Annotated in this window: 12 protein-coding genes; 8 read left to right on the forward strand and 4 right to left on the reverse strand. The window is 62.9% G+C overall.

Features of this window, described 5'->3' with window-relative positions:
- Nucleotides 1–21 precede the first annotated feature (21 nt).
- A complete protein-coding gene (locus ACQRBR_RS04460) occupies nt 22–1296 on the reverse strand; it encodes an NAD(P)/FAD-dependent oxidoreductase (RefSeq protein WP_427812394.1) in 1275 nt (424 codons plus the stop codon).
- 29 nt (nt 1297–1325) lie between these two features.
- Here ACQRBR_RS04460 and ACQRBR_RS04465 point away from each other — a divergent pair, with 29 nt between their 5' ends.
- On the forward strand, nt 1326–2303 hold the full coding sequence (locus tag ACQRBR_RS04465) for a YheT family hydrolase (protein WP_427812395.1): 978 nt from the start codon (nt 1326–1328) through the stop codon (nt 2301–2303).
- A gap of 611 nt (nt 2304–2914) precedes the next feature.
- On the opposite strand, the gene hrpB is transcribed toward ACQRBR_RS04465, so the two are convergent.
- Nucleotides 2915–5500, reverse strand: a complete 2586-nt coding sequence (gene hrpB / locus ACQRBR_RS04470; protein ID WP_427812397.1) for an ATP-dependent helicase HrpB — start codon at nt 5498–5500, stop codon at nt 2915–2917.
- A 102-nt stretch (nt 5501–5602) separates the two neighbouring features.
- Between hrpB and ACQRBR_RS04475 the strand changes: the two genes are divergently transcribed.
- The 5 genes from ACQRBR_RS04475 to bioA all read left to right on the forward strand — a co-directional run bounded on the left by ACQRBR_RS04475 (nt 5603) and on the right by bioA (nt 11295).
- On the forward strand, nt 5603–6673 hold the full coding sequence (locus tag ACQRBR_RS04475) for a sigma-54 interaction domain-containing protein (protein ID WP_303880853.1): 1071 nt from the start codon (nt 5603–5605) through the stop codon (nt 6671–6673).
- A gap of 74 nt (nt 6674–6747) precedes the next feature.
- Nucleotides 6748–7509 (forward strand): DUF4851 domain-containing protein, encoded by a 762-nt coding sequence (locus ACQRBR_RS04480; protein ID WP_427812398.1) that lies wholly within the window; start codon nt 6748–6750, stop codon nt 7507–7509.
- Between the two features lie 147 nt (nt 7510–7656).
- On the forward strand, nt 7657–8055 hold the full coding sequence (locus ACQRBR_RS04485; RefSeq protein WP_040368935.1) for a MucR family transcriptional regulator: 399 nt from the start codon (nt 7657–7659) through the stop codon (nt 8053–8055).
- A gap of 169 nt (nt 8056–8224) precedes the next feature.
- Nucleotides 8225–9172, forward strand: a complete 948-nt coding sequence (bioB, locus tag ACQRBR_RS04490) for a biotin synthase BioB (RefSeq protein WP_303880850.1) — start codon at nt 8225–8227, stop codon at nt 9170–9172.
- A complete protein-coding gene (gene bioA / locus ACQRBR_RS04495; RefSeq protein ID WP_427812399.1) occupies nt 9169–11295 on the forward strand; it encodes an adenosylmethionine--8-amino-7-oxononanoate transaminase in 2127 nt (708 codons plus the stop codon). Before bioB ends, bioA begins: the two co-directional genes overlap by 4 nt.
- Nucleotides 11296–11531: 236 nt before the next feature.
- Here the strand turns inward: bioA and ACQRBR_RS04500 are convergent, their stop codons facing one another.
- Together ACQRBR_RS04500 and ACQRBR_RS04505 are read right to left on the reverse strand one after the other, a co-directional pair.
- Nucleotides 11532–11762 carry a hypothetical protein gene (locus ACQRBR_RS04500; protein ID WP_168934582.1) on the reverse strand — a complete coding sequence of 77 codons (231 nt, stop codon included), beginning with the start codon at nt 11760–11762 and terminating at the stop codon, nt 11532–11534.
- Nucleotides 11740–12237 carry a hypothetical protein gene (locus ACQRBR_RS04505; protein WP_427812400.1) on the reverse strand — a complete coding sequence of 166 codons (498 nt, stop codon included), beginning with the start codon at nt 12235–12237 and terminating at the stop codon, nt 11740–11742. The genes ACQRBR_RS04500 and ACQRBR_RS04505 overlap by 23 nt, the downstream gene beginning before the upstream one ends.
- Nucleotides 12238–12346: 109 nt before the next feature.
- On the opposite strand from ACQRBR_RS04505, the gene ACQRBR_RS04510 reads away from it, so the two are divergent.
- Nucleotides 12347–14122, forward strand: a complete 1776-nt coding sequence (locus tag ACQRBR_RS04510; RefSeq protein WP_006004036.1) for a formate--tetrahydrofolate ligase — start codon at nt 12347–12349, stop codon at nt 14120–14122.
- A gap of 477 nt (nt 14123–14599) precedes the next feature.
- Complete coding sequence (locus ACQRBR_RS04515) at nt 14600–26278, forward strand: VCBS domain-containing protein (RefSeq protein ID WP_427812401.1); 11679 nt, start codon at nt 14600–14602, stop codon at nt 26276–26278.
- Nucleotides 26279–26330: the final 52 nt, after the last annotated feature.

The raw sequence follows: 26330 nt of genomic DNA on the forward strand, positions 1-26330 counted from the left end.
CATCATAAAAATGAAAGATGTCTATTTGCCCGTGAACAAGGCCAGGGCCCGTCCGGCGGCCATGCCGCTGGCCCAGGCCCAGTGCAGGTTGTAGCCGCCCAGCAGGCCGGTGACATCCAGCAGCTCGCCCACGATCCAGAGGTTTTCCCGCACCGTGCTTTGCAGGCTGTAGGGGTCCACTTGCCGGGTGTCCACACCGCCGCGGCAGGCCTCGGCTTTTTTCAGCCCGGCCAGACCGGCGGGGACGGTGCGGAAATCATGGATGCGGGCACAGATCTGCTGCCGGGCGGCGCGGGAAAGTTCGGCTATCTTGCGGCCCGCAGTCTCCGGCGGCAGCAGGGCGTCCACCAGACGCTGGGGCAGCAGGCGGCGCAGCAGTCCGCGCGGGGTTTGCTTGCCCTGGCCGGGGCCGTCCAGCAGGGCGGCCAGATCACTGCCGGGCAAAAAGTCCAGGGCAACTTCCTGTCCCGGCCGCCAGAACAGGGAAGCCTTGAGGCTGGCCGGGCCGCTGATGCCGTCGTGGGTGAAAAGCAGGTCGTCCTGCCAGACAGGATCCGCAGCCAGCGAAGGGGAAAGCCCGGCCTGCGGCAGACCGATGCGCACCGGCAGGCTGATGCCCGCCAGATTGTCGTCCAGCCAGCCGGGTGCCATGCGGAAGGGGGCCAGCGCCGGAGCATGCTCCACAAGGCGGTGCCCCAGTGCCTGGGCCAGCCGGAACCCGCTGCCCGTGGCTCCGCACTGCGGCCAGGCGGGACTGCCCAGGGCCAGCACCAGACGGCGGCAGCGCCAGAGGCCCTGCGAGGTGCCGACCTCGAAGCCCGCGCCATCGGGCAGGGCCACCACGTCATGCACATCGGTTTGGCAGTGGAGGGCACAGCCCAGACGGCGGCAATCCTGCACCAGGGCGTCCAGCAAACGTTTGGCCGGGACAGTCAGGAACAGCTGGCCGTGGGCGCGTTCTTCCACGGGCAGGCCCCAGCCGTGCACCAGGCGCTCCATATCCTGCGGGGTGAAGGCATCCAGTGCGGGCTCGCAGAAGGAAGGATCGGCGCAGGCATAGTGATGGGCCGCCAGACGACGGTTGGTGAAGTTGGCCTTGCCGCCGCCGCTGATGCACAGCTTGCGGCCGGGGGAGGGGGCACGTTCCAGCAGGGCCACGTCCAGGCCGTGGGCCGAGGCTTCGCGGGCGCACATAAGGCCCGCCGCGCCTGCCCCCAGGATGAGGACGTCCGTTTTCCGGGGAGCGGCGTTTGACAGGGCCTTTCTGACAGGTCTAGGATGAAAGTTTGCTTGCATCCCACCGTTCTTACACGAGGCCTGCCGTCATGCCAATACTGCCCAGCCGCTACCGCGCGCCGCTCTGGCTGCGCAATGCCCATGTCAACACCATCTGGTCCGCCAAATGCCGCCGTCTGGACTTTCCCGATGCGGCACAGGCCGCCCGCTGCCGAAGGGTACGCCTGGATACGCCGGACGGGGATTTTCTGGATGTGGATGTCTACACGCCCCCGCCGGGCCTGCCGGAACGCGGGGTGGCCATCCTGTCGCACGGTCTGGAAGGGCACAGCCGCCGCCGGTATATCCTGGGCCTGGCGCGCGTGCTGCTGGAAGAAGGTTTCCGGGTGCTGGCCTGGAACATGCGCGGCTGCTCCGGTGAGCCCAACCGGACCGACCGCCTGTACCATATGGGCGTGACGATGGATCTGGCCACGGTGGTGCGTTACGCCGAGCAGTGGGATCTGCCCATCCTGCTGGCCGGGTTCAGCATGGGCGGCAACCAGACCTGCATGTATCTGGCCAGGGAGCAGGTCTCGCCGCTGGTGCGTGCGGCGGCGGTCGTCTCCGTGCCCTGCGATCTGGTGGGCGCGGCCAAAGTCATGGACGGGCCCGGCTGCCGCATCTATTTGCGCTATTTCCTGCGGACCATGTGTCCCAAGGTTCGTGAAAAAGCGGCCCGGTTCCCCAACTACCCTCCGGTGGAGGGCATCGAGAAGTTCCGTACCTTTGCGGAATTCGACGGCCGCTTCACCGCGCCCCTCTATGGCTATGCCAGCGCCCAGGAGTACTGGCGCGAGAACAGCTCGCTGCCCTGGCTGCCGTCCATCCAGACACCGCTCTATATGCTGATGGCCAAGGACGATCCCTTCTGCTCGCCTTCCTGCTATCCCGTGGATATGGCGGCCAAAAGCGGGACCCTGCATCTGGAAGTGGCCCCGCACGGCGGGCATGTGGGCTTTGCCCAGCCCGGCAGGGACTATTACAGCGAAGAACGCATACGCGATTTCGTACGCTCACTGTGGTGAGTCGGGGGAGTGGAGAGATGGATTTGAGGGGGAAGGGCCCTTTTTCTGGCGGAAAAAAGGGCCCTTCCCCCTCAAACTCCCCCATCCCCCAAAAACCGCTCGTATGGTCTTTTGACAGTGACGCGTGATGCGGCGGGCAGCCTTTGCTGCCGGTCCCCCGATGTATGGGGGAGAGGGACGCGGGGAGGTTGCTGGAAAGGATGCTTTCGTCAGAGGCGGTGTAGCCGGAGTGTGGCCGGGTGGAAAGCTGGAAGTTGCCCGGGAAGGGCGATGAGCTGGGCTCTTTATATTTTGCCGTACTCTTGGCGGAGCCTTCATTTTTTCCGGCAGTGGGGCAGGACGCGTTTTCAAGTAGATATTTTGCCGGACGCGCAGAGGCGTGTTCGAGGCCATACGACCAACCGCTTTTTGCAGCGTAGGCGGCTTGCGGCCCCAAGCTTTTTTGCCGTCATTGTTGTGGTGTGCCGGGGGACTGTGAGCGAAGGGAGACCGTTGCTTATCCGCAGCCTCCATCTTCCTGAACAACGCGCGTTTGGGGAAGGGGTGGGGCTTGGGGAGGGGGAACCCCTTTGTGCGCTGGCCAAAGGGGTTCCCCCTCCCCAAAAAACGACCTATTTGCCGCGGGCCAGTTGGCGGTTGGTGCGGGCTGTGGCCTGGGCGGCCAGCGGGTCATCGGGCCAGGGATGGCGCGGATAGCGGCCGCGCATCTCGGCACGCACCTGCGGGTAGCCGTTGCGCCAGAAGTGGCTAAGGTCACGCGTGATTTGCAGGGGGCGCCCGGCGGGCGAGAGCAGATGCAGGGTCAGCGGCACGCGCCCGTCGGCGATATGGGGCGTATCCTCGCAGCCGAAGAATTCCTGCAGCTTGGCGGCCACGAAGGGCCCGCCTTCGGCATCATACACGATGGGATGTGATCTGCCGGAAGGGGCCTGCCATTGTGCGGGGGCTAGCTGTTCGAGACGCCGCGGCAGAGGATAGGGCAGAAGACAGCGCAGGGCATCAGCCAGCCGGGCGGCGGAGAGCTGGCGCAGGTCGGTGCAGGTGCCCAGATGGGGCGCCAGCCAGTTTTCCAGCTCGTCCAGCAGCCAGGTATCGGAGAGGTCGGGCCAGGGCTCGCCCCATGTCTGGTGCAGCAGGCGCACACGGGCCAGCCATTGGCGCGCGGGTTCGTCCCAGGGCAGGACACGCAACCCTTGGTCGCGGATGAAGGCGCACAGGGCCAGGGCGCAGGCGTCGCCATCGGGACGGGGCAGCGGGGCATCATCCAGCAGCAGGGCCCCCAGACGGCGACGGCGGCGGGCATTGACCTGGCCTTCCGGGCTGACGTTCAGGTCTTCGCTTTCGGTGATCTCTGACCGGAAAAGTTGTTCCAGCACGTCCTGCTCCAGTGCTGCGGCCAGACGGATGCGGCCGCGCGTGCCTGCATCCACGGCGGCCACGGCCAGCATGTTCTGCCGGGCCAGACTGTCCGTCAGGGGCAGGACGGCAGCCTTGCCGTTGCGCATGAGGTACTGGGCCATGCCGTTGTTCTCGCCGCTGCGCAGGGCCACCCGCTCGGGATAAGCCAGGGCCACGACCTCGCCCAGATGGGGCAGCTGCTGCCGTGCCGTGCGCAGCAGGGAAGCCCCGGAGGCATCGGAGCCGTTGCCGGTAGGGATGTCCGCCAGTCGTGCCATACGTTCCGCCCACTGACGCAGGCGGCGGAAGGAGCCATGGCCGTCGCCGGGCGCGCAGAAGCGGTCCAGGCGCAGCGCCAGCGATGCGTCCGCCAGCGGCAGGGGATCGCGCTCATCCAGCAGGGAAGCCACACAGGCGGCCAGGGCGCCGTATCCGTGCTCCCGGGCGCGCAGCAGCAGGCAGGCCAGCCGGGGCGGCAGGGGCAGTTTTACCAGCTGCCGGCCCAGGGGCGTGGGCAGCAGTTCTTCCGTGCCGGGCTCGATGGCTCCCAGCCCGGCCAGCTGTTCCCGGGCCACGGCCAGATGGGCCTTGGGAGGCAGGTCCAGCCAGGACAGGTCCTCGGGCCTGCGTGCCCCCCAGACGGCCAGTTGCAGGCAGAACGGCGCAAGGTCCGCATCCAGGATCTCCGGCCGCTGCTGGGGGCGGAAGCCGTGCTCTTCGGCCTGCTGCCACAGGCGGCAGCAGATGCCGGGCTCCAGACGTCCGGCGCGACCGGCCCGCTGCCGGGCCCCGGCCAGCGAGACGCGCACGGTCTCCAGGCGGGAAAGACCGCTGGCCGGATCGAAACGGCTCTCGCGGGAAAGGCCCGCATCCACCACCAGACGGATACCTTCGATGGTCAGGGAGGTCTCGGCGATGGCCGTGGCCAGGACGACCTTGCGTTCGCCCGCAGCCGCCGGGGCGATGGCCGCATCCTGTTCCTGCGGACTCAGCATCCCGTAAAGAGGGTAGAGGCGGGTATCGGTGGGCAGGCGTCCTTCCAGCAGCTCGGCCACACGGCGGATCTCGCCCGTACCGGGCAGGAAGGCCAGCAGACTGCCGGATTCCTGACGCATGAGGGCCGCGATAACATCGGCCATGTGCGGCCACAGGGCCTGAGGACCGCTGTGGGCCGCGGCGGGCGGCAGCGGCAGATAGCGTTCCTCCACGGGGAACTGGCGGCCCTCGCAGGCGATGACCGGCGCATCCTCCAGCAGGGCGGCCACCTTATGGCTGTCCAGCGTGGCGGACATGACCAGCAGGCGCAGGTCGGGCCGGAGTACGGCCCGGCTCTCCAGACAGAGGGCCAGCCCCATGTCGGCATGCAGGGAGCGCTCGTGGAATTCGTCGAAAATGACGCAACCCACGCCGGAGAGTTCGGGGTCGGCCAGGAGGCGGCGGGTCAGCACCCCTTCGGTGATGATCTCCAGCCGGGTCCGGGCCGAGACGGCGCTTTCCTGCCGCATGCGGTAGCCCACGGTCTGGCCCACGTCCTCGCCCAGCAGGCGGGCGGCGTAACGTGCCAGAGCCCGGGCAGCCACCCGGCGCGGCTCCAGCAGCAGGATCTTCTTGCCCTCCAGCCAGGGAGCCTCCAGCAGCCACAGGGGCACGCGGCTGCTTTTCCCGGCGCCGGGAGGGGCGCTCAGGACGGCATTGCCCTGTTCCAGGGCGTCGGCAAGTTCCGCACGGACGGCATCCACAGGAGCGGAAGGAAGGTCGGGGCAACGGTAAGACCGGGCAGCGGCGGAGGAATCTTTCATGACGGTCGTGCGGAAGGGAAGATGCATCCCTGTTTTTTTACTGGAAATTGATGGCCTGTCAGTGTATTGACAGTGTAAAGGCCATGAACGTGGAGAATATGCATGGAGCTCAAGAGCAATGGAATCATCGGGCAAAGCGCCAGCCTGGCCGGTGTGTTCAAGATCCTGGGCAAAGTGGCGCCCACGGACAGCACTGTGCTTGTAACCGGGGAATCGGGAACAGGCAAGGAATTGCTGGTGCGGGCCCTGCATGCTGCCAGCCCCAGGGCTGACAGACCCTTCGTGCCCGTCAACTGCGGCGCCATCCCCCGTGATCTTCTGGAAAGCGAACTTTTCGGCCATGAAAAGGGAGCCTTCACGCACGCCCTGCGTTCCCGCCCCGGCCGTTTCGAACTGGCGGACGGGGGCACCATCTTCCTGGACGAGATAGGCGAAATGGAGCCCGGCCTGCAGGTCAAGATCCTGCGCGTGCTGCAAGAAAAGGAAATAGAACGCGTGGGGGGCACGGGCTGCCGCAAGGTGGACGTGCGCATCGTGGCGGCCACCAACCGGGATCTGGAAGCCGCCGTGGCCGCGGGCACCTTCCGCGAAGATCTTTATTACCGCCTCAACGTCATCCCCATCCATCTGCCGCCCCTGCGCGAACGGGGGCAGGACGTCCTGCTGCTGGCCCGGCATTTTTTGGGCCGCTTCTGCCGCAAGAAAGAACGGCCTCCGCTGGAGCTTTCGCCTGTCGTACAGCGCATCCTTCTCGCCTATGCCTGGCCGGGCAATGTCCGCGAACTGGAAAACGTCATGGAGCGCCTGAGCGTGCTGGTCGACGGGCATATCGTGGCCCCGGAGGATCTGCCCGCGCGTCTGCTCCAGAGCGTGGGGGATATTGCCTTGTTGCCGGAAGTGGAGGAATATGCCCCTGAGGCTGACGTCCTTTCCGGTGCCGGGAACGGGGAGCCCGCTGCGGCTGCCGGCAGCCTGGCCTCCGGCTTTGCCTGGCCGGATCTCCAGACCCTGGAGGCCCAGGGGATGGGGCTGAAAGAATTCCTGGATGCGGTGGAAATGCACCTCATCGAGGAAGCCCTGCAGCGGACCGACGGCGTTAAGAACCAGGCTGCGGAGCTTTTGGGCATCAAGCGGACGACCCTCATCGAAAAATTGAAGAAAAAAGGCCTGTAGCCGGCATGGCCGGCGGCTTTTGACTGCGGGCATGCCCGCAGGTTTGCCTGCCCTTGCGGCAGGAGGAGGCTATCATGAACATGAGAATGGCAAGCATCCTTTGTCTGGTCATCATGCTGGCCGGCTGTGTTGCCGGGCAGCAGCGCGGACTGGTGGGCGATACCTATGTTTCGTCTTCCCAGCCTGCTCTTGCCCTTAAAGCCCGTGACCTGCCCCTGATGGGCAGCACGATGGGGGCCTCGCGCCTGACCAGTTCCGGCGCCATGGGCGGACTTTTGGTGGACAGCTGGGTCACGGTCTACGGCAAGGGCGACGGCGCGTCGCCGCTGGCCATCGTGGCTCACGGCGAAGTGCCTGACGGCTGGTACTGGGACGGCATCATGCGCCACCCGTTCAGCATCAACGAAGGTGTGGAGACCATCGGTGGTGTGGGCTTCCAGGCCTGCACCTATGTCACCAGTGAAAAGCGTGACGCCTTCCTGCCTTTGGAAGACCCCGAAGGGGCCCGCATCCTTGCGCAGGACGGCCAGCCGCCCCGTCGCTGGCTGGCACGCATGTTTGCCAACCGCTTCGACTTCGACAGCGACAAGATCGTGCTGGAGTACCGCGAGCCTCTGCCCGAGGACATCACCTCCATCACGGCCCTGCCCCTGGGGCGCGCCGACTACATCGCTGCCTTTGAACAGCGCGCCCGTGAAGCCTTTGTGGTCGAGACCGCTGCCGTTCCTGCTGCAGGCATCATGCAGCAGCGCAACATCGGTGCATTGCAGTGGCGTTACATGGATGAAACGTTCTGGGGAACGGTCTCTCCCTATGACCGTATGGACTGGCGTTGATCCATCCTGGCGAAAAATATACGATTTTGCGTTTCGTCTTTGTTGACGAAAGCCTGTCGTCTATTGTACCCAGTAAAAAGTTGTTGAAATTGGTGCAACGAGAGGGATGCAATTCCACTGTTGCAGGCCATACGCATGAGGTACACTATGGATGATTATTTGAAAGAAGCACTGGAAATTGCCAGGGCGCAGGCCAGCGTGCGCGTCATGTCGGAAGAAGAGATCACTTCGTTTATCCAGAAAGTGGCTGCCGGTATCCGTACCGTCGCCGAAGGCGAAATGCCTGTGGAGCTGGATTCCGCCGACATGCAGCAGGATGCCCGTAAATCCATCAAGGAAAAGTCTGTAACGTGTCTTGAATGCGGTAAGACTTTCAAGATCCTCACCAAGCGCCATCTGGCCATGCACGGCATGGATGCCGCGGCCTATCGCGAAAAGTGGGGCTTCAAGAAAGATACGCCTCTGGTGTGCAAGGCGCTGCAGCGCGAGCGTCGCCGCAAAATGAAAGACATGAAGCTGTGGGAAAAGCGTCGCAAGGCCCAATAGCACAAACACCCGCCGCCCGGCGGGTTTTTTCTTTTACCGGAAGGGCATATGCTGCCCTGGTGCAGGGCCATGTGCCCTTCCGGGGGCATCGCGCTCCTCATCCATCCGGACAGGCATTGACCCGATGTCTGTCCCCTTCGTCCCAAGCATTCCCCCAAGGATCCATCGCATGAACCATCCTGTTTTTCCCGTCCCCGCCACGCCCGCTGAGGCGGCTCATCTTCTTGATGCGCCGCTGGAAGCCCTGCTGGACAGTGCTGCCATCCTGCGCGAGCGCCATCACGGCAAGCACATCAGCCTGTGCGCCATCATCAATGCCCGCAGCGGCGATTGCGGCATGGACTGCCGCTTCTGTTCCCAGAGCAGCCATAACCACACGCCCATCGCCCACTTTCCTTTTCTGGAGGCCGGTGAGCTGCGTGAACGCATCCTGCGGCTGGCTGCCTGGCCCGTGCGCCGTATCGGCATCGTGACCAGCGGGGGCGCTTTGGAAGAGCAGGAACTGCATTGTTTGCTGGCTGTGGTGCGCGACCTGCCCGAAGACGTGCGCCGTCGGGTGTGCACCTCGCTGGGACGACTGCCTGAAAAGCATCTGCGGGAACTGGAGCAGGCCGGAGTGCGCCGTTACCATCATAATCTGGAGACATCACGTGCCTATTATCCCAGCATCTGTTCCACACAGCTTTGGGACCAGCGGCGGGATACGGTGCTGCGTGCACAGGCAACGGGTCTTTCGGTCTGTGCCGGTGGCCTGTTCGGCCTGGGCGAGAGCTGGGAGGACAGGATGGACTTTGCCTTCAGCCTGCGGGAGCTGGGCGTGCGTCATGTGCCCATGAATTTTCTGCATCCCCACCCGCAGACGCCGCTGGCAGGGCAGCCTCTGTTGGAGCCGGAAGAGGCCCTGCGCATCATCGCCCTGTTCCGGCATATCCTGCCCGAGGCCAGTCTGCGCATCTGCGGCGGACGGCCCGAGACCTTGCGGGAGCGCCAGGGGGACATGTTCCGGGCCGGGGCCGACGCCCTGATGACCGGTGATTACCTGACCACGCAGGGTATGGGCGTGGAAGACGACATCCGCATGATCGAAGCTGCGGGGCTGGAGGTGGCACGTCCATGAGTGCTGGAAAGATGACAGCGGGCATTCCCGGCGACAGAGGGCCCGTACAGGGATTTTTCGTGACCGGCACCGGGACGGACGTGGGCAAGACCGCGTTTACGGCGGCTTTGCTGCGGGCCCTGCGTGGCCGGGGCGTGGCGGCCCAGGCCCTCAAACCTGTCCAGACCGGTGTGCGGCCGGAGCAACTGGCGACCTCCGCTCTGGCCGATGGCGTGGCCTACGCGCGCGCCGTGGCCGATCTGCCGCCCTTGCCCCCGGCCCCTGCGGCGACCCTGCACTGCTTTTGCTTGCCCGCCTCGCCGCATCTGGCGGCAGGGGAGGAGGGCCAGCGCCTGACGGTGTCCGGGCTGGCCGAGGATGTCCGGGCCCACTGGCAGGGGACGGAGGCCTCCCTGCTGCTGGTGGAAGGTGCGGGCGGCATGGCTGTCCCCATCAATGAGGAAGAAGACACGCTGGACTTCATGGCGGCCCTGGATCTGCCTGTCCTGCTGGTGGGCAGCAACTGCCTGGGCGCGCTCAACCATGTACTGCTTTCCCTGCAGGCCCTGCGCCTGAAGGGGCTGCGCCCGGCGGCGGTGGTCCTGATGGCTCCGGAGGAGCCGGAAGGCCTGAGCGCCGGGGAGCGGCATGACCGGGAACGGGTGCTGGCCGACAATCCTGAATTTTTGCGTCGCCGTCTGGCGGCCTGGGGCGAGGATGCACCGGTGGTCGTCCTGCCCCGTGTGGCCCGGCTGGATGCGGCGGGCTGGCAGGAGCTGGCCGATGCCTGCGCCGTGCTGCTGCCCGCGCTGTCCCGGCATGTATCGTCCCTGACAGGGCAGCAGGTACCAGCGGGCAAGGAAGAACCTCTGCCGCTGCGGGACAGGCGCATCCTCTGGCATCCGTACACGTCCGTGGTGGATCCTTTGCCGGTCTTCGCGGCCGCGCGCAGCCACCACAACCGCATCGTGCTGGACGACGGTCGGGAACTGGTGGACGGCATGTCCTCGTGGTGGACGGCCATCCACGGCTACAACCATCCGCGTCTGGTGGCCGCGGCCCAGCGGCAGGCCGGGAGGATGCCGCATGTGATGTTCGGCGGCTTGACCCATGCGCCTGCCGTGGAGCTGGGCGAACGCCTGCTGACCATGCTGCCGCAGGGCCTTGCGCGCGTCTTTTTGGCGGACTCCGGTTCCGTCTCGGTGGAAGTGGCCTTGAAGATGGCCCTGCAATACCAGCAGGGCATCGGCCAGAAGCAGCGTACCTGCTTCCTCACGCCCCGGGGCGGTTATCACGGCGATACCACCGGCGCCATGTCGGTGTGCGATCCCGTGACCGGCATGCACTGCCTGTTCACGCATATGCTGCCGCGCCAGATCTTCATGGAGCGGCCTTCCTGCCGTTTTGATCAGCCTTTCGATCCGGCCAGCCTGGATGATGCCCGCCGCATCTTTGCGGAGCAGGGCGACCACATCGCGGCGGTCATCCTTGAGCCGCTGGTGCAGGGCGCGGGCGGCATGTGGTTCTATCATCCCGACTATCTGCGCGGCATGGCCCGCCTGTGCCGTGAGCACGGGGCCCTGCTGGTCTTCGACGAGATCGCCACGGGCTTTGGCCGTACCGGGACGCTGTTCGCCGCGGAGCGGGCCGGTGTCTGCCCGGATATCCTGTGCTGCGGCAAGGCCCTGACCGGCGGCGTCATGACGCTGGCCGCCACGGCCTGCACGGAAGAAGTGGCCCAGGGCATCTGCCGGGACGGCATGGTCTTCATGCACGGGCCCACGTTCATGGGCAATGCCCTGGCTTGTGCCGTGGCCTGCGCCAGCCTGGACATCCTGGCTGAAGGGCGTTGGCAGGAGCAGGTGGCCATGCTGGAAACGGCCCTGACAGCAGGCCTGGCTCCCTGCCGGGAACTGCCGCAGGTGGAAGACGTGCGTGTGCTGGGCAGTATCGGCGTGGTGGAGACCACCCGGCCGGTGAACATGGCCGCCATGCAGGACTTTTTCGTGCAGCGGGGCGTCTGGATACGACCTTTCAACAGGCTGGTCTATGTGATGCCGCCCTATGTGAGTCCCCGCGAGGACGTGGAGCGCCTCTGCGCGGCCATGCATGATGTGCTGGCCCTGCCCGGCATGCTGGCGTAGGGCAGGGGAGTTTTTTCGAAAACATATCCTGATGATGACAAAGGCCCCGTCTGCTGATGGCAGGCGGGGCCTTTGCGGAATGACGTGTGGGGAAGGGGCAGGGGCCCGTTTCGTATGCCGGCAATGGGCTCAAGGGACCATAAGGGCCGGGCCTGCTGCGACACAGGGGGCTGCGGGCATCAAGAGCCGCGAGACCGGGAGGAAGGCTCTCCTTCCCTCAAAAAGCATCTTTCCCGTTACTTTTTCTCACCTTCGGGGGCGGCCCCCGCACCGGCCAGCAGGCCTATCTGGCCGCGGAAGATGACCTTGGTGGCCGTCTCGTCGGCCAGTTCGGCCACGTCCATGAATTTTTCCAGCAGCTCCAGCAGATAGTAGCGGTCGTTCTCGCAACCGTCCTTGAAATCGGTCTCCAGCTCGCCGGAGCGCATGTAGTTCTCGAACTCTTCAAGATCTTTCACTGTCAGCATGGTCGTTCTCCTGTAGCCTCCGGAGACGGTGCAGGCCGCAGGCTCCCAGCATGCGGGCCAGGGCCAGTACGGTGTCGATCTCCTCGCGGCTGATATGGTCATAGTGGATGCCCGCGCTGACGCATACCGTGGCCTTCAGCGCACGGCAATAGTCCCGGGCCAGCGGCAGGGCGGCCTTGTCGTCGTGGTGCCCTGTACGGCGCAGGACATGCAGGCGCACGCCATCTTCCGTCCCGGAAGAGGCGGTGTCGGCCGTGGCCCCCGGTCGTGACTTGCATCCGGCGGTGCGGGCGGACATGGCTTCCGGGACGTCCGGAGGCATGGCGTTTGCGGGTTCGGCCAGGATCACGGCACCGATATGGGCATCACCGCCGGTCAGCAGCAATTGCCAGTCCTGCCCGGCGGGCAGCAGGCGCAGTTCCAGGGCCAGCCGGCCGTGCGTGCAGCGCAAAAGGAAGGGCTGGGATCTTTCCATCCGCAAAGCATGCTGCAGATGGCATGCAAAGGCAAGCCGGAGGCAGGCATTTGCTTGACCCAAAGCCCTGTAAAAGGGTAAGTAACAGGCAAACAAAAAAGGAGAAGCCATGGCTCTTGATCCCACCAAGCACCCTGACTGGCAGATCGCCCAGGATGCCGAAAAATCTATGAAAACTGTGGAAACCCTGGCTGCCGAGCTGGGGCTTGAGAAGGACGAGCTGCTGCCTTACGGCCACTACATGGGCAAGATCGAGCAACAGGCGGTGCTGCGCCGTCTGGCTGACAGGCCCAATGGCAAATATGTGGACGTGACCGCCATCACGCCGACCCCGCTGGGCGAAGGCAAGTCCACCACTACCATCGGTCTGGTGCAGGGCCTCTCCAAGCGTGGTGTCAAAACCACGGCGGCCATCCGCCAGCCTTCGGGCGGTCCCACCATGGGCATGAAGGGCTCCGCTGCGGGCGGCGGTCTGGCCCAGTGCATCCCGCTGACCCCGTATTCCCTGAATTTCACCGGCGATATCCACGCCATCACCTCGGCCCACAACCTGGCCATGGTGGCCCTGACCTCGCGCATGCAGCACGAGCGCAACTATGACGACGAAAAGCTGGAACGCCTGTCCGGCATGCGCCGTCTCAACATCGACCCCACCCGCGTGGGCATGGGCTGGGCCATGGACTTCTGCTGTCAGGCCCTGCGCAACGTCATCATCGGCATCGAAGGCGACGGCCGCCGCAACGACGGTTTCATGATGCGTTCGCGCTTCGACATCACGGCCGCCTCGGAGATCATGTCCATCATGTCCCTGGCCCGCGACCTGCCCGACCTGCGCAAGCGTCTGTCGCGCGTGGTGCTGGCTTTTGACCGCGCCGGCAATCCCGTGACCACCGCCGACCTGGAAGTGGACGGCGCCATGATGGCCTGGCTGTTGGAAGCCAGCAAACCCAACCTGATCCAGACCATCGAAGGCCAGCCCGTGCTGGTGCACGCCGGTCCCTTCGGCAACATCGCCCTGGGCCAGAGCTCCATCATCGCCGACCGCGTGGCCCTCAAGCTCAGCGACATCCATGTGACGGAATCCGGCTTCGGTTCCGAGATCGGTTACGAAAAGTTCTGGAACGTCAAGTGTCACATGAGCGGCCTCAAGCCCGATGCCGCCGTCATCGTGGCCACGGTGCGCGCCCTCAAGAACCACGGCGGCGCCCAGCCGCCCATGCCCGGCCGTCCGCTGCCCGAACCCTACACCCGCGAAGACGTGGGCCTGGTGGAAGCCGGCTGCGTGAACCTGCTGCGTCACATCGGCATCGTGCGCCGTTCCGGCGTGTCGCCCGTGGTCTGTATCAACGCCTTTGCCACCGACAGCAAGAACGAGATCGCCGCCATCCGCCGCATCTGTGAAGAAGCCGGCGCGCGCGTGGCCCTGTCCGAGCATTGGCTCAAGGGCGGCGACGGTGCCCTTGAACTGGCCGATGCCGTCATGGACGCCTGCAACGAGCCCAACAACTTCGCTCCCCTGTACGACTGGTCCATGCCCTTCGAACAGCGCATCGAGACCATTGCCAAGGAAGTCTACGGCGCCGACGGCGTGGAATTCTCTTCGCTGGCCAAGCAGCGCATCAAGGAACTGCAGGCCCGTCCCGACGCCGAAGAACTGGGCATCTGCATGGTCAAGACCCAGTACTCCCTGTCCGACAATCCCGCCCTCAAGGGTGCGCCCACGGGCTGGCGCCTGCATGTGCGCGACTGCCTGTTCTACGGCGGTGCGGGCCTGGTGGTGCCGGTGGCCGGCGACATCAGCCTCATGCCCGGTACGGGTTCGCGTCCTGCCTTCCGCAATGTGGACGTGGATCTGGAATCCGGCCAGGTGACCGGCCTGTTCTAGGCTTTTTCTGACGGCATAACGCTGTGATACGGGGAGACCTTCCTGCCCTCAGGGCCGGGAGGTCTCCTTTTTTGTGCCATGATCTTTTCGCAGCGTACTGGCGGAGAGGCGGGGGCCGACAGCCCTGCGGGGAGATCCGTGTCGTCAGGCGGGGCCGGATACCTGCCGTCGGGCGGCGGATATTGACATATTTATCGAAAAAATAGTATTTATTTTCATCTGGCCGTCATTGATGGATGGCCGCAGCGTTCCTGCCTGATTCCAGGGATTTGCGTCACCGTGTTCCTTACCGGGGCAACGTATGTGCAATCATCTGGCGTGGCAGGATTTTTTTATGCCTACTCCCTGTCTGACGCCGGACGCTCCCCGAGCGTGCCTTGCAAAGCCGAGCCCTGTCCCGAGCCCTTTCGGTACGGGGCTTTTGACGTTTTCATATTTTTTTGACAGATCACACGATTTTTTATCCGGGGGTCCCACATGGCCGATATCCGTCTTGCCAAGCCTGCTGCTGGCACCACACAGACCGTCCCCAGCGCTCCTGACGGGCGCTTCATCTTCGATTTTCCTGCGGATGCGGCGACGCTGACCCGCAATGGCGACGATCTTGTCCTGAGCTTTGAAGATGGGTCTTCCATCCAGTTGCAGGGCTTCTACACCACGTACTCCAAGGAAGAGATGCCCTCCTTCCAGGTGGATGGTGTGGAGATCAGCGGGCAGGATTTCTTCGCGGCCCTTGGCGAAAACCTGATGCCCGCCGCCGGTCCTGCCGCCAGCAACAGTGCCTCGCGCGGCGGTCGCTATAACGAATACGGCGGCAGCGACCTGCTGGACGGCATCGATCATCTGGGACGCCTGGACATCGGTTTTGGCGATGGCGTGGAGTGGGCCGATGACAAGGTCGGCGACTGGCCGCACCAGAACCTCGATCCTGAGATCAGCGGTATCATCGCCGTGGACGGTAACGACATGACCCTGGTGGAATCCGGTGTGGAGACCGACGAAGGCCAGGAGATCCAGGGCAATGTCTTCACTCCCGGTGTGCCTGTCGTCGTGGGGCAGGTGATGGCCAGCGATCCCGACGGCGGGCGGCTGTCCTACAGCTTTGCCGACGGCAGCAACCGCATCGTCACCGAATATGGCGTCATCACCATCGATGCCGACACCGGTGTCATCACCTATACTTTGAACAACGATGACCCTGATGCCGACAGCCTGGCCCTGGGCGAGACCGTGCGGCAGGATTTCACCGTGCGTGTGGAGGACGGGCAGGGCGGCAAGGCCGAGGCGTCCTTCACCGTGACTATCAAGGGCACCAACGACCAGCCGGAGGTCACGCTGGATGCGGATTCCGAGCTGGGGCTCATCGAGAGCGGCGTGGGGCGTACCGATGACGGTCAGGTGGTGACTGATCCGGGCACGGAGGAAGAAAATCAGGCCTACGACGGTTCGCACGCTGATGACAAGGGCACGCAGCAGCTGGAAGGCAAGGTGACCGGCGCGGACGTGGATGCCGGGCACAAGCTGTGGTTCGGTGCCGTGGCCGGTGACAAGAGCCAGAACGGCAGCTGGGAAGGGGCGCAGAGCCCTGACGCCGACATTTTTCTGGGCAAGGACGCCACGGATGGCGACGTGGAGAGCAGCGAGCCCGTGGAAGGGAACTTCGGCTCCCTGCAGCTGAACAGCGACGGCACCTGGGTCTATACCCTGAAGGGAGAGGGAGAACTCGTGCAGGGGACGGCCAGCCTTGATGGCGAGACCTTCGATATTTCCTCCATCGATGCCCTGCCGGAAGGGGCCACCATCACGGATACCTTCACTATCTATGTGAAGGACGAGCACGGCGCCTGGAACCTGGAGACCGTGACCATCACCATTACGGGCAGCAATGACGCTCCGTCGCTGACCGTGGGCGCCCCGGATGGCCTGCTGTATGAGTCCGGTGTGGGCCGGGATACGACGACGTCCGATCACAGGCCCGTCGATAAGCCCGGACAGCCCGAAGAGAACACCCCCTACGACAATGATGCCGCAGGGACCGCTTCGGTCACGGGCAGCATCAATGCTGCTGACGTGGATCATGGCGACATCCTGCATTTTGCCGTGGCGGGCGGTACCGGCGTGACGACGCCTGAAGATCTGGGGCTGACCACGGGCAGCCAGACCAGCGTCACGGCCCAGGGGCATTACGGCCAGCTGGTCGTGACGGAAACGGCCAACGGCACTGCCTCCTATACCTACACGCTGCACGAGAACAGCGACGATGTCCCGCTGACCTTCCCGGTCACGGTGAACGGGACGACCTACGCCAGCCCGGAAGAACTCAAGCAGGGGCTGGACTGGGACTTCGACGGTCAGCCGACGCTGGACAACCTGCCGGAAGGGGCCACGGTCTCGGAAAGCTTCACCATCTTCGTGCAGGACGACAAGGGCGCCTGGCAGGAGCAGGAGGTCTCGTTCACCATCACCGGTACCAACGACCAGCCGGAGGTCACGCTGGATGCGGATTCCGAGCTGGGGCTCATCGAGAGCGGCGTGGGGCGTACCGATGACGGTCAGGTGGTGACTGATCCGGGCACGGAGGAAGAAAATCAGGCCTACGACGGTTCGCACGCTGATGACAAGGGCACGCAGCAGCTGGAAGGCAAGGTGACTGGCGCGGACGTGGATGCCGGGCACAAGCTGTGGTTCGGTGCCGTGGCCGGTGACAAGAGCCAGAACGGCAGCTGGGAAGGGGCGCAGAGCCCTGACGCCGACATTTTTCTGGGCAAGGACGCCACGGATGGCGACGTGGAGAGCAGCGAGCCCGTGGAAGGGAACTTCGGCTCCCTGCAGCTGAACAGCGACGGCACCTGGGTCTATACCCTGAAGGGAGAGGGAGAACTCGTGCAGGGGACGGCCAGCCTTGACGGCGAGACCTTCGATATTTCCTCCATCGATGCCCTGCCGGAAGGGGCCACCATCACGGATACCTTCACTATCTATGTGAAGGACGAGCACGGCGCCTGGAACCTGGAGACCGTGACCATCACCATTACGGGCAGCAATGACGCTCCGTCGCTGACCGTGGGCGCCCCGGACGGTCTGCTGTATGAGTCCGGTGTGGGCCGGGATACGACGACGTCCGATCACAGGCCCGTCGATAAGCCCGGACAGCCCGAAGAGAACACCCCCTACGACAATGATGCCGCAGGGACCGCTTCGGTCACGGGCAGCATCAATGCTGCTGACGTGGATCATGGCGACATCCTGCATTTTGCCGTGGCGGGCGGTACCGGCGTGACGACGCCTGAAGATCTGGGGCTGACCACGGGCAGCCAGACCAGCGTCACGGCCCAGGGGCATTACGGCCAGCTGGTCGTGACGGAAACGGCCAACGGCACGGCCTCCTATACCTACACGCTGCACGAGAACAGCGACGATGTCCCGCTGACCTTCCCGGTCACGGTGAACGGGACGACCTACGCCAGCCCGGAAGAACTCAAGCAGGGTCTGGACTGGGACTTCGACGGTCAGCCGACGCTGGACAACCTGCCGGAAGGGGCCACGGTCTCGGAAAGCTTCACCATCTTCGTGCAGGATGACAAGGGCGCCTGGCAGGAGCAGGAGGTCTCGTTCACCATCACCGGTACCAACGACCAGCCCGTGCTGTCTCTTGACGATCCCGTGCTGGAACTCACGGAGTCCTCACAGCATTATGGGGAGGAGCCTGATCCGCAGACGGCTACTGCCACCGGGCATGCCTCGGCTACGGATGCCGATGCCGGGCATGAGCTGCGCTACAGCTTTGGGCTTGCGTCGGATGGCAGCCCGCTGTTGGCCATGTATCTGGACGCGGCCAGCGGAGAATGGCAGGCCATGCCTTCGGATCACCTGCCCGGGGACTGGTTCGCCACCATGACCATCGATCCTGAGACGGGCGAGTATACCTTCACCATCAATCAGGCGCACGACGACGTGCAGGCATTGCGGCCTGACGCTCCTTGGCAGGGAGAGGTCACGGTACGCGTTACTGATGACAAGGGCGCCTATGATGAAGAGCAGGTCACGGTCACGATCAAGGGCAGCAATGACCTGCCGACCTTCAGCAATACGGAGATTCATCTTAAGGAAGAAGGTCATTACGCGGGCAACCAGTCTACGACGCCTGGTACGGTGGGCCCGGACGGGCATCTCGGCCAGATGGCCCACGCGACGACCGTAGAGGGCCGGCTGCAGGCCGCTGACATCGAGGATGGAACGGACCTTTCCTACAGCTGCGGTCTGCAGCAGGGACAGAGCCTGCACATGACGCGTGCGGACGGGACGGATGGCAGCCGCGATATACAGGTGACGAGTGTCACCCCCGGTGAGCCCATGACCATCATCACAGAGGTAGGCACCTTCACGATCTACGCTGACGGACGGTATACGTTCATTCTTGCGGGGCAGGAAAACAGTGACGGGTTCCTCAACAGCCTTGCCGATGGCGAACGCTGGGAACTGCAGATCCCCGTTTCCGTTGAGGACAAGAACGGTGGTAAGGATGACGGCACGCTGACCATCTGTATCGAAGGTTCCAATGACAAGCCTTTCCTCACCGGCCATGAAAGCTATGACTATGCCCAGGGCGATCGTACTCCGGTGACGGACAATGATTGGGACATCTCGGCCGCGGAACAGGGCGTTGTGGATGGCGGCAACAAGGCAAGCGAGTATTCCGACATCATCAATGGCCGTTTCCAGGCTGATGACTATGATAACGGTGCCAGCCTGACGTTTTCCGCGACGCTCAACGGGGCCGAAATGAGCCCCGGCCTTGCGGGAGCGGTTGTTGTAGAGGACGACGGCAGCCTTGACGGATATGCGGGGACCGTGCAGGTGATCGAGCCTGTTGATGCCGACTTCGCGGATGCCGTTACCGGGAATGAGTTCCAGATTCCGGCGGGCGAGTATCAGGTCTTCGATCTCAATGTAGGCGAATTCTATCTTGCTGCTGACGGCCGCTATTATTTCGATGTGGATGATGCGAATGCGCTCGTCCAGGGCATGAACCAGGGCGAAGAGATTACGCTCAATTTCACCCTGACCGTGAAAGACGAGCATGGCGCATACGCCGAGCAGGAGTTCAGCATCACCATCAAGGGCACTAATGACAAGCCCGAACTGACCCTGCCCGGTCACACAGCCGATGCCGATGGCAACTTCGTTATTTCCATTACGGACATCCCTGCGTTCAACGGGGTCCCCGGAGTAGTGAAGGGCACTTTTGGGAAGGAAGACGCCGATAGCAAGGACAGCCATACGTTCCATGTGGTGCGAAGCGATACGCCTGTTTCCGGCGGCGATCCTGACCAGTTCGACAGCTATGATCCCGTGGCGATGCAGGGAAACCAGACCGTGGTGGAGGGAAAGTACGGCAAACTGATCCTGAACGCTGACGGGACGTACAGCTACAAGCTGTATGGTCCCAGCGACACGGAACATAAGGATGCCTATGAGGCCATCAAGCGTCTGGATGACGGCAAGTCGCTCCCCGATCCTGACAGTTTCCATGTGGCAGTACAGGACAAGAACGGTGCCTTCGATATCGAGACCATCACCTTCCCCGTCACGGGCGAGGACAACACCCCCCTTGTCAGCAAGGATACGGTCTATGTGAAGGAAGAGGGCGTTTATGCTGCCGATGACCCGGCTACGACGGACAGGAATCCTGATTCGTTCAATAATGTGACCAGTGAGACCGTCGGCCGCGACGAGATCACTGATTCCTCGCAGCATCGCCACGAAGTCTCCGGCAAGCTGACGATTAAGGACTGGGAAGACGACGCCGACCGTTCTGACGGGGAAGAGACGTACTTCAATCTTGGCGGGCTCACATTCTCCGTATCCGGAACAGGTGAAGACGGTGGCACGCCTGCTGCGGTCAGCCAATCGTCCCGTGCCGGGGAGCCGGATTCTGAGCACGGAACCTGCCAGGTTTATGAAACCAACTACGGCACGCTGACCATGTATGCCGACGGCCATTACACCTTTGAGCTGAATGCCGATGCCGTGGACTATCTGGCCAAGGGGCAGGAACTTAAGCTCAGCATCAAGGTGCCCGGCCTGGATTCTGCCGGCCATGTGGCACATGGCACGATCACCGTTGTCGTCCAGGGCAGTAACGACGTGCCGGAGCTGCGTCTGGAAAACGCGCTGTATGCGGGCGACCGTTTTGGTAGCGGCGTGCTGGTGACGGACGGCGATACTTCGGACGGCATCTCCTTCACCGTAGTGGAAAAGGGGAGTGACGGCGAAGGCAGTGATGTCTATACGGGCAAGGTCAGCGGTGCGGATGCCGATAACAACGCCCACCTTTTCTATGGGGTCGCGTTCGGCAAGCACGGTACGGATGAGTCTGCCCCGGATGACCTTGAGGCCCGGCACGAGGCCTTCATGGACAATGTGGCCGAAGGGGAATACGGCAAGCTCATCATCAATGCTGACGGCACCTACCGTTACGAACTCAACGAGAAGGCCAACGATCTTGCCGAAGGCGAGCAGAAGAGCGATACCTTCACCATCTATGTAAAGGACGAGCATGGTGCCTGGACGGCACAGGAAGTGACCTTTACCGTCCAGGGCAGCAATGACCTTGCCCTGGTGGATGCCGGCTCGCATACCATCAGCGTCAATGCCGGTGACCTGGTCTACAATACTGATACAGATCTCACAGATGATGCCCGGGATCCCGTCTATGACAACAATGCCGCGGCAGAATCCGGCAGCATGACCGTGCAGTGGCAGGAAAACTCGCCGGAGACGCAGCATTTCGGTTTTGCTGTGGAGGGCAAGATCCTTGAGCCGGACACCGAAGGCGGCAATACCTATACCTTGAAGGGGCCTGATGGGACCGTCTACGGTACGCTGACCCTGACGGTCTCCGAAGACGGCACGAGCGCCTCCTATACGTTCGAGTTGAACGATGACTGGGGCGACGGACTGGATCCCAACGAGAAGGTCAACGTCAGCGATCTGCTGAAGGGGCTGGAAGTCATCGCCTATGATGATCGGCATCGTGGCCCGGATGGAGAGCTCCAGTACACGGGTCAAAAGCTCAACATCTATGTCACGGGCAACAACAACCGTCCCGATCTGGAGCTGGGGGATGAGGCTGACCGGCATATCGACCTGGGCGAAACGGGCGCGGGGACCCTGCGTCCGTCCGTCAGCGGCCGGCTGGAAGGCTCGGACCAGGATCCTGCCCATCAGGGCGGGACCAGCCTGCGTTACGGTTTTGAGGACAGCGGCCAGGTGCAGGCTGACAGCAAAGGCTATGGCATCCTGCAACTGGATCCTGTTACTGGTAAATATACATATACCGTGACCCATCCTGACAAGCTCATCGGGCTGGCAGACGGTGAAACGAGGACGGTGACCTTCAAGGTGAAGGTCACGGATCCGCTCAAGGGCACTTCGGAATACAAGGACCTGACCTTCACGCTGGAAGGCAAGGGAGATGATGCCGTCATCGTCCAGCCTGACGCCCATGTGACGGAATTCGATGAAAAGCCCGGTGATTATGTGGATCCGGATCGCCCTGATCATATTGAAGGGGACCTGGCCCTGGATACGTCCCGTGCCGACAGTTTCTGGGGGGCGATGCAGGATGGCGGTCAGGTGAACTGGCAGCTCACCAATACGGGAGCTGTCTCCGGTACGGATGAGCAGGGCTCCTACACGGAATACATGGGGACCTACGGGACCCTGAGAGTCTATGAGGATGGCCACTATACCTATAAGCTGCATGAAGGGGCGCAAAAGCTGGCGGAAGGCCAGCAGGTCCAGGATCACTTCTCCGTCAGTGCTTCCGTGACTGATGGCAAGGGCGAGCTGCATACGGTGGATCGCAATATCTCCATGCAGGTCACCGGTACCAATGATGCGCCCACTCTTGCGCCTGATGACGGGACGTTCGAAGAGGGAAAGAACATCATCGTCACCAAAAACGATTTCGACAGCAGTGATGGCGGTATGACGGTGACGGGCCAGGCCAATGGCGATGATGTCGACACGTTGGACAAGTCGAAGCTGACCTATACGCTTGTGGACGATAACGGCAATCCCGTGACCGTACTGCAGACGAAATATGGCAGTGTGACCATCGATCCCACCACCGGCAAGTATACCTACATCCTGAACAACGAGAGCAAGGCGGTGCAGGGGCTCGAAGCAGAGGACATGGCCCAAGACCACTTCACGGTGAGGGTCACGGATCCGTATAGGAAATCTGCCGACAAGACCATTGAGGTGAAAATCAATGGTGCGGATGAGGCAGGAGGTGGTACCGCGCCTGTGCGTGATGACATGGAGATCGACGGCGGGCGTGAAGACCATATCTGGGAAGATGACACGCACAAGCCCGTTTCCGATGACATGGTCTGGGATCCCGTGACCGGTCAGGAGGTCCCGGCTTCTGACAAGGAGGCTTCCGTCAGCGGCGGTGTGGGACCCAACCCCGAAAACCCCGGCCTCAGCCAGGACAGCAACCGGGTGGAAGGTGCGCCCGGCACGGTCGAAGGATCGCAGTTCGGGGCCGCTACCTCGCCTGACGGTCCCCAGTCCCAGGTAGTGGAAGGCGAGTATGGCTATCTGACCATCGACCCTGCCACGGGGGATTATGTCTATACGCTCTATAATGATAATGAGGCCGTCCAGGCCCTTGGGGAAGGAGACTCTCTGAAGGAAGACTTTTACCTGATGTGGAACGGTCAGCTCGTCATGAACCCCGGCGGCGGTGACGACCCGTGCAACATCACGGTCACCATCAAGGGGACCAATGATGCTCCCGTCATCCAGGCGTCGGACACCAGCCTGTCTGTCCAGGAAACGGCGGGCAGCAATGGTGACTATTCGTCGGCCACCGGCGAGCTCACGCTTGTCGATGTGGACGCCGGAGACACAACGGAGCTTACGGATGCCGAAGGCAAGGCCTACCAGGATGGGGACGTCATCGAGACTCCCAAGGGGAAGGTGACGCTGCATCAAAATGATGATGGTAGCTGGTCCTACAGTTATCAGTATACCGGTGACAACCTGGCCGAAGGCGAGACCGGTTCGGATGGCTTCAGCCTGTATGTGAAGGATAACGATGACCTGATGACGAAGCAGGACTTCACTGTCACCATCACGGGCGCGAACGATGCCCCCACGGTCAACCCCGTGCCTGCTCTGGAGCCTGTGGAGGATGGCAGCTCCGTGTCCGGCGCGCTCGTCGGTACGGGGGGGCTCTTTACGGATGACGGCCCGGACGGCAAGCTGTCCTTTGCCGTCTCTGCCGAAGAGGGCGGTGACAAGGGCATGTGGGCACAGGGGCAGTACGGCCGCCTGTTCATCGACCTTTCCGGTCCCGAGCCTGTGTACCGCTACTATCTGGACAATTCCAGTGATGCCGTGCAGGAACTCGGCCCCGACGATATCGTGCAGGATACCTTCTGGATCACGGCTTCTGACGGGCAGGGGGGCGAGACCTCCACGCGGATTACGGTCAACGTTTCTGGCGCGGATGACGTTCCGCAGTTCAGTGTGGGCGATACTATCCTGATAAAGGAAGGTCAGACGAACGAGGAGGGCGGGGATATCTCCGTCACCCGACCGATCGAGACCGTTATCATCGACAGAGATGACAAGGGTACGGAAGAAGATCCCGGCTACAGCTTCGCCTTCAGCAATGATGGCTCGGATCCCCAAAAGGTGGAGACGGCCTACGGGACCTTCACTATCAATGAGGACGGCAGCTTTACCTTTACGCTGGATAACGACGCCGATGCGGTGAAGGAGCTCAAGCTGGGGCAAATCAAGGATATCGAGCAGACGATCTACCTGAAGGATGCGTCCGGCCAGTATCACGAACAGACCATCCACGTGAGCATCACAGGGACCAACTCCGCTCCTGAACTGGAGGCCATGACCGGAAGCGTGACAGAAGACGGTAGCACAAGCATCAATGTGGCTGTGCATGATCCTGACGCCGATGCCGGTGATGTGCTCCGCTACGGCTTTGCGGAATTGACCGAGGCGGAGATCGAAAAGGGCTGGAGCCTTTCGCCGGATGGCAAGACCCTGACCACGCAATACGGGACGGCCATCATCCATGCCGACGGCACCATCACCTATACGGCGAACAGGGATCAGCATCTGGGCGCCGGAGAACAGGACCAAGAAACCTTCCGGGTACAGGCCTCGGACAAGTTCGGAGCTGTTTCGGATCCCGGTAACGTGACCGTGACCATCACCGGCAGCAATGATGCGCCCTCTCTGACAGAAAGGACGGACGGCAGCCTGGTCATCTCGGATCCCGACACGAATGATACGCATACCCTGCATATGTCGGGGGGCCTGTCGCTGGAGACGGAAGACGATATCGTGCTCGAAAGCCTGCCCGCCGAAGGGAAGAGCTTTGCTGTCCTCGATGAAAACGGTAATGTCGTGGGTGAACTGCATGTGGTCTATGATGCGGCTACCGGCAGTTTTTCCTACGAGTTCACGGCAGATGCGGACTACAGCGACTCGCTGGGGCATGGCCAATCCGTCTCGCTGGATTTCAGTCTGCAGGTCAGCGACGGCACGGCCAACAGCAATGCGATCCCGGGCAGTGTCACCATCGAAAGTACCAATCTCCCTCCCGTCATCGGGGAGAAGGGTACTCCCGGCGAAGACACTAACGTCGGCACTGTTGCCATCACCGACAGCAATGCCGACAGCCTGACCGTCTTCGTGCGTGCGGGCGACGAGCTGATCCCCATCGGCGCCGATCCCGTGGATATCGGAGGCGTTCGCTACAGCTATGACGGAACGCTGCATTACGAGATCTTGCCGGACCTGACCGCCGGTATGGAGCCCGGAGCCACAGGAACGCATGAGGTGACCCTGGTGGTGGATGACGGGCACGGTACGGTGGACCAGCAGGTCTCCTTGCCCCTGACCAGCACCAATACGCCGCCGGAAGCGCAGGAACCGGAGTTCGGTCCCTTCGATCTGCTGGCGGGCACGGTTGCCGGTTCGCTGAAGGCCTCGGACAACAGCCCCGAGGGCGTCCGGCTGAATTTCAGCCTTGCTACCGGGGCAGAAGTGGCCATGGCTGCCTTTGGCATAGTGACGGTGCATGAAGATGGCACGTTCAGCTATACGCTGGATCCAGATCGCCGCGGTGAGGCCACGGAGGACAACTTCACCATCCGCGTCAGTGACGGACATGGCGGTGTGACGGACAAGGTGATCACTCTGGATCTGACCCGCTTCGACAGTACGGAAAACGCCGGGGCCGGCAATGATGTCCTTCAGGCCGACGCGGAGCAGAGCCTGTTGCATGGCCTAGCGGGGCAAGACACACTGGTCGGCCATGAGGGGGACGATTCCCTCTATGGTGATGGCGGTGATGATGTCCTGTATGGCGGCCTGGGCCAGGACCTGCTGGAAGGCGGTGAAGGGCATGATCTGCTGTTCGGTGATGGCGACCGGAACAGTCTGGGTGTCCTGGCAGGCAGTCTGGAGACAGATGCTTCGGCGGATGGCATGACAGCGGCACTGGAAGGCCTTGATGCCGATGGACTGACTGAGTTCGCCGACCATCTGGAAAAGACCCTGGAATCCCCGCAGGATGGTGACGACAGACTCGTGGGCGGCGCTGGCGACGATTTCCTCTTTGCCGGCGGCGGTGATGACTTTCTTGACGGCGGCAGCGGCCGCGACAGCCTGTTCGCGGGATCCGGTAACGACATCATCGTCTACGACCAGCAGGATTATCTGGTCAGCGGCGGCAGCGGCATCGACTTCATGGTCTCTGACGATACGAGCCTGACGCTGGACGGATTGCTGAGCAATACCGGCAGCGACAAGCCTCTCGTCAGCGGCATCGAGGTACTGCTGAAGGGCGAGAATGCCCTGAGCCTGACCAGCATCAAGGATCTGGCCGACAGGTACGGCATCACGCTGGGGGTCAACGAGGCCGGAGAAGAGACACTCCACCTGGATGACCGCTGGATGAAGCAGGATGATGGCAGCTATGATTTCAACGGCGGGGCCGAAGCCGATGGCGGCCTGACGCTGGAAACCAATCTGACACCGGTGGAGACCAGCGACCCGGCCAGCGAGGCCGTACAGCAGCAGGTCTTTACCCTGGAACACAGCAACGGTTAACCTTTATATACACGGCGGGGCGGTCTTGAAGGCCGTCCCGCCTTTTGGCAGC

It is taken from the genome of Desulfovibrio sp. SGI.133, from assembly GCF_050313955.1.
Taxonomy (GTDB): domain Bacteria; phylum Desulfobacterota; class Desulfovibrionia; order Desulfovibrionales; family Desulfovibrionaceae; genus Desulfovibrio.

What these genes read in the sequence shown, in the direction of transcription:
- ACQRBR_RS04460 (WP_427812394.1), bottom strand. Translation starts at nt 1,296, where the DNA reads ATGCAAGCAAACTTTCATCCTAGACCTGTCAGAAAGGCCCTGTCAAAC.
- ACQRBR_RS04465 (WP_427812395.1), top strand. Translation starts at nt 1,326, where the DNA reads ATGCCAATACTGCCCAGCCGCTACCGCGCGCCGCTCTGGCTGCGCAAT.
- hrpB (WP_427812397.1), bottom strand. Translation starts at nt 5,500, where the DNA reads ATGAAAGATTCCTCCGCCGCTGCCCGGTCTTACCGTTGCCCCGACCTT.
- ACQRBR_RS04475 (WP_303880853.1), top strand. Translation starts at nt 5,603, where the DNA reads ATGGAGCTCAAGAGCAATGGAATCATCGGGCAAAGCGCCAGCCTGGCC.
- ACQRBR_RS04480 (WP_427812398.1), top strand. Translation starts at nt 6,748, where the DNA reads ATGAACATGAGAATGGCAAGCATCCTTTGTCTGGTCATCATGCTGGCC.
- ACQRBR_RS04485 (WP_040368935.1), top strand. Translation starts at nt 7,657, where the DNA reads ATGGATGATTATTTGAAAGAAGCACTGGAAATTGCCAGGGCGCAGGCC.
- bioB (WP_303880850.1), top strand. Translation starts at nt 8,225, where the DNA reads ATGAACCATCCTGTTTTTCCCGTCCCCGCCACGCCCGCTGAGGCGGCT.
- bioA (WP_427812399.1), top strand. Translation starts at nt 9,169, where the DNA reads ATGAGTGCTGGAAAGATGACAGCGGGCATTCCCGGCGACAGAGGGCCC.
- ACQRBR_RS04500 (WP_168934582.1), bottom strand. Translation starts at nt 11,762, where the DNA reads ATGCTGACAGTGAAAGATCTTGAAGAGTTCGAGAACTACATGCGCTCC.
- ACQRBR_RS04505 (WP_427812400.1), bottom strand. Translation starts at nt 12,237, where the DNA reads ATGGAAAGATCCCAGCCCTTCCTTTTGCGCTGCACGCACGGCCGGCTG.
- ACQRBR_RS04510 (WP_006004036.1), top strand. Translation starts at nt 12,347, where the DNA reads ATGGCTCTTGATCCCACCAAGCACCCTGACTGGCAGATCGCCCAGGAT.
- ACQRBR_RS04515 (WP_427812401.1), top strand. Translation starts at nt 14,600, where the DNA reads ATGGCCGATATCCGTCTTGCCAAGCCTGCTGCTGGCACCACACAGACC.